The organism is Methanoregula sp. PtaB.Bin085 (genome assembly GCF_002067035.1).
Taxonomy (GTDB): domain Archaea; phylum Halobacteriota; class Methanomicrobia; order Methanomicrobiales; family Methanospirillaceae; genus Methanoregula.
The window spans coordinates 1-4,072 of the sequence record NZ_MVQB01000006.1 but is presented as its reverse complement, the minus strand read 5'-3'; the positions used below and the strand labels follow the sequence as shown (position 1 = coordinate 4,072).

General features: G+C 58.5%; 6 protein-coding genes. 5 read left to right on the top strand and 1 reads right to left on the bottom strand.

Features of this window, described 5'->3' with window-relative positions; genetic code table 11:
* Together A4E33_RS00135 and A4E33_RS00130 are read left to right on the top strand one after the other, a co-directional pair.
* On the top strand, positions 1-226 hold a 226-nt coding region (locus A4E33_RS00135), incomplete at its 5' end, for a DUF2179 domain-containing protein (RefSeq protein WP_363053487.1).
* Between the two features lie 2 nt (positions 227-228).
* Complete coding sequence (locus A4E33_RS00130; protein ID WP_292345283.1) at positions 229-1,266, top strand: deoxyhypusine synthase; 1,038 nt, start codon at positions 229-231, stop codon at positions 1,264-1,266.
* Positions 1,267-1,292: 26 nt separating this feature from the next.
* Here the strand turns inward: A4E33_RS00130 and A4E33_RS00125 are convergent, their stop codons facing one another.
* The gene (locus tag A4E33_RS00125; protein ID WP_292345281.1) at positions 1,293-1,421 is read right to left on the bottom strand and encodes a hypothetical protein; all 129 of its coding nucleotides are present in this window, start codon (positions 1,419-1,421) and stop codon (positions 1,293-1,295) included.
* A gap of 663 nt (positions 1,422-2,084) precedes the next feature.
* Between A4E33_RS00125 and A4E33_RS00120 the strand changes: the two genes are divergently transcribed.
* Genes A4E33_RS00120 through A4E33_RS00110 form a run of 3 tightly spaced genes read left to right on the top strand, consistent with a single transcriptional unit; the run spans position 2,085 to position 3,624 of the window.
* Positions 2,085-2,453: a hypothetical protein gene (locus A4E33_RS00120; protein ID WP_292345279.1), complete on the top strand. Its 369-nt coding sequence runs from the start codon at positions 2,085-2,087 to the stop codon at positions 2,451-2,453.
* A complete protein-coding gene (locus A4E33_RS00115) occupies positions 2,450-3,361 on the top strand; it encodes an ArdC family protein (RefSeq protein WP_292345277.1) in 912 nt (303 codons plus the stop codon). Before A4E33_RS00120 ends, A4E33_RS00115 begins: the two co-directional genes overlap by 4 nt.
* Positions 3,358-3,624: a hypothetical protein gene (locus tag A4E33_RS00110; RefSeq protein ID WP_292345276.1), complete on the top strand. Its 267-nt coding sequence runs from the start codon at positions 3,358-3,360 to the stop codon at positions 3,622-3,624. The genes A4E33_RS00115 and A4E33_RS00110 overlap by 4 nt, the downstream gene beginning before the upstream one ends.
* Positions 3,625-4,072: the final 448 nt, after the last annotated feature.

Below are 4,072 nucleotides of genomic sequence, written 5' to 3'. Positions count from 1 at the left end.
GTTCGGGACAACGCGGATCAACGGGTCGGGCCAGTTCGTACCGGCAGTTGCGGTCCTGATCAGTATTGTACCCCGAACCGAATTGAAACGATTGCTGGAGATGCTCAAGAGGGAACACCCGAAGGTCCATTTCACCATCGAGGAGGTCTCTACCATGAGTGAGCGCGATATCTATTTTGGCGGCCGCACAAGCCGGAGTATCCGCGGGTTCCTGGGATGCGGATGAGCATGAAAGCCATTGGGGAAATGACGAAAAAACACCCGATGAAAACAATCTCACCCGTCTGCCCATCAGATAACGTTGCAACCCTCCTGTCCGGTATGGCCCGGACCGGATTCCAGGGGCGCAAACTGGGGGAATCGGTGGAAGTATGGCGCAGTATGCTTGCCGATCCTGAGTGTACGATCTTTTTCGGGCTCTCGGGTGCGATGATACCGGCAGGTATGCAGCGGTGTCTTGTCGAGATGGTACAACGGCATTATGTCGATGTCATCGTATCAACGGGTGCGAACATCTTTCACGATTCCTGCGAGCATCTCGGGATCCGTCATTATCGTGGCCACCATACCGCTGATGACCGCGAGCTCTACCGGAAAGGTATCGACCGCATCTACGATGTCTTTGCGTTCGAGGAGGAGTTCCGGACCGTTGACCGTGGGATAGCCGCATGGTCTGAATCGATCGCACCGTTCCGGGGTTCATCGAGGGAGTTCATCCGGTTATGGGGAGAATGGCTGGGGAGCGAAAGGCCGGAGTATGAATCGCTCACATCGGTCTGCGCGAAAGAGAAGATACCGATCTTTATCCCGGCACTTGCCGATTCATCTATCGGCATCGGACTTCTTATCGCACGACGCCGGGGATTTGATATCGATATCGACCAGATCGCTGATGCTGACGAGATCACGGCGCGGGTGGAGGAGGCAAGAAAATCCGGTGTTATATATGTGGGTGGCGGAGTGCCCAAGAATTTCATCCAGCAGACGCAGGTGATTGGTTCGATCCACGAGAAGGATCTAGGCGGGCATGCATATGCTATTCAATACACAACGGATTCCCCCCAGTGGGGCGGGCTTTCCGGCTGCACGTTTGAAGAAGCGATCAGCTGGGGCAAGGAATCGGCAACGAGCCAGCAGGTACAGGTCCATGTCGATGCAACCATTGCCCTGCCTATCGTCATCTCCGCTCTGATAGCCAGCGGGGCGGAACGGGTGAAGCGGCGGCGGGGGAAAAAGGAGAAGATATACCGGCAGGGTATCGATTAGACTCTTGCCATTCTCACCATCCTTTTTCAGGACTTGCTGGAGACCCATTCAAGCCGGTCGCGGAGCGGTGCGAGCACGGCGTAGTCGTGCGAAGCGTGCGACGCGGGCGGCGATCTCCTGCTGTTGTTCGGTTGGTATGCAGACGCTTCCGTCATGTTCGTCTCCACGGGCTTATCGCCCGTTCCGCTCACATCACCTCCCTGTTTTCCGGAGTTTCCTGTTGGGACGATGACGCCCCTGGCTTGTCGCGTTGCTCCGGCGCCAGCGGCTGATCTGGCCCGCGCCTCACACCATGCTCCGCATCGTGTTCGTCGCTGTTGATGCGAAAACGCAGACGCTCAGTGACTCGCTCGCACGACGCACAGGGGGCTCCGACTCACCGCTGATGCGGCTCCTTACCTTCGCGCCCCTGTCGCGGTGCTCGCTCGGGCCGCTTGGCCACGACGACCCGCCGCCCGCTTCGCTCCTCCCGCCCTTGAAAGGGACGGGCAGTCATTGCGATAGAACGGGGATCGGTTTCAGGGTGGGGGATGGGAGGACAAAGCGACGGTTACCGGACGCATCAGCGGACGGTCGCTCGCTTTGTCGGGGGGGTCCAACCGGGGCGATCGCGTACCAACAGAACACCGAAGGGGCGGGTCATGGTCACACGGCGCGGTTACGGGACGCATCAGCGGCCTGTCGCGCTGTGTGCCTGGGCGGGCCTTGTGAAAATAAAATTCTGCGAAATAGCCGTATTTCGCAAATCTGAAAACGCAGCGCCTTTACTTTCACCCTGCGCACGGCGGAGAGTTATATGCTCTAACGTCGATGAATGTATGGTGAAAAACACCTTGACGCCAACAACAAAAACAGATGTGAAGTTCGAGCACATAGGGGCAGCCCGCCTCTATAACGGCTCGGTCCGTATCGATGTCAAGACCATGCAGGCGGTTATCCCCGCTGGTGAAGTCCACAGGCTCGAAGACCACTGGCCCGCGCCGGTCTATGACATATCCGATGTTATGAAAAACGCGGACGCGGCCCCGGTCGGGAAGGCATGGATCACCCGGTCCGGTAAAGCCGTGATGATCTCCATCAACGATGTGCAGTACGTCTCCCCCCTCGCACAGGTAAAGGGGATGCTCAAGGGCGAGCGGAAATATGCGAACGTCTCGACCATGCAGCCCGCCGGGGTGTCAGCATGAAAGCCGCTGACGTAAAAGCACAGATCAACGAGCGGATCATTAAGGCGCTCTCGGAAGGAAAGATCCCCTGGCTGAAGCCGTGGACCGAGAACGGCCCGCGCAATCTTTTCAGCGGCAGGGGATACACCGGGCTGAACCGGTTGATTCTCGGCCTCAGTACCTACCCTCTCCCCTTTTGGGCAACCTACCGGCAGTATCTCGCCGCAGGGTTACAGGTCCAGTTCGGCGAGCACGGGACCGGAATTATCTACGCAGGCCGGACCGTGAAGACCGACACGAAGACCGATGAGAACGGCAAGGAGACCGAGAGCAGAAAACAGATCCGGTTTTTGAAAGCCTTCGTTGTCTTCAACATCGCCCAGACTGATTATCAGGAGAAGGGCTACCAACTGCCGGACCTGAAAGATAATCCGCACCTCCTCGGGTGCGATGCGGTTATTCAGGACTACGCGGGCCGGGAGTCGATACGGATCGCGGCAGGGGACCGGGCCGCATACTCCCCGCAAATAGATATCATCACCTGCCCGGATATCCGCCAGTTCCGGACCTCCGAGCACTATTATGCAACGATGTTCCATGAGTGCATCCACTCCACCGGGCCCCGGCTCGACCGGTTCAAGAAGACCGATCCGGTCTGCTTCGGGTCCGACACCTACGGGCGCGAAGAACTGATCGCCGAGATCGGGAGTGCCTACCTGGCCGCGCTGACCGGCATCGACTCATCAGCTATTGTTCAGAATCAGGCAGCCTATCTCCAGAACTGGGCGAAGGCGATCAAGGCTGACGCAGATCTCGTGATGTATGCAGCAGGCCGGGCAGAGAAGGCAGTGGACTTCATGATCGGGGCTTCAGCCCCGGTCCCTGCCGGTGCAACCGGAACCGATGCCGCGGAAGGTGTGTCAGCATGACCAAGACCATTTTTGACGCCATGCCGATCAAGGTCCTTGAAGAACTCGAACGCATTGAAACCCGGATACCTGTCGTAGAGCACCGGGCATTCATGCTGCAGGCTGAAGCGCAGGATCTCCGCTACAGGCACGATGAGATCGTCAAGTCGTGGACGGATAAGGCTGCATGGGAGGGACTCGACAACCTGATTGCAGAACGGCGCCGGGTTGATATGATCGCGTGGCACTGCGATCCGCTGCCGAGCGGGATCCGGACGGAGTAGATCCTATGATCAGCCAGCGAAAATACCGGGAGCACCGGAAATACCAATCAACCATTTTTGGAATATGGAAAAGCCTGCGGTGGTGGCTGCACCGGACAAAGATGCGGATCATCTTTTTCTATCGGTAAAAGTGGCCCGGACAGGGACACCTTGACGCCAATCAAAAGAGCCCTGCCCGGGTTGGTACATTATCGACGCCTGGCATTATCTTTCTTGGCAAAGGTTGGCCCACCCTGAAGGCTCACGCGACGGGCCCGCCCGGCGGTCCCGTTTCCGGCTCGCCTTCTTCCCGCCCGGACCGCTGCCGTGTGCCGGTCCTGTTGAGCCGCCCTGGTCTTCCCTGGCCCGCCCGATGCTCACGCGACACGGCGAAGGTCGCCGTGTTCCGGCTCGCATCCTCCCACCCCCAACCGGAAACCTTACCTCGTGGTTATCCTGATGACTGCCC

Bases quoted from the DNA above. Each gene is read 5' to 3' on its own strand.
- A4E33_RS00130 (WP_292345283.1), top strand. From the start codon at position 229: ATGAAAGCCATTGGGGAAATGACGAAAAAACACCCGATGAAAACAATC.
- A4E33_RS00125 (WP_292345281.1), bottom strand. From the start codon at position 1,421: ATGACGGAAGCGTCTGCATACCAACCGAACAACAGCAGGAGATCGCCG.
- A4E33_RS00120 (WP_292345279.1), top strand. From the start codon at position 2,085: ATGGTGAAAAACACCTTGACGCCAACAACAAAAACAGATGTGAAGTTC.
- A4E33_RS00115 (WP_292345277.1), top strand. From the start codon at position 2,450: ATGAAAGCCGCTGACGTAAAAGCACAGATCAACGAGCGGATCATTAAG.
- A4E33_RS00110 (WP_292345276.1), top strand. From the start codon at position 3,358: ATGACCAAGACCATTTTTGACGCCATGCCGATCAAGGTCCTTGAAGAA.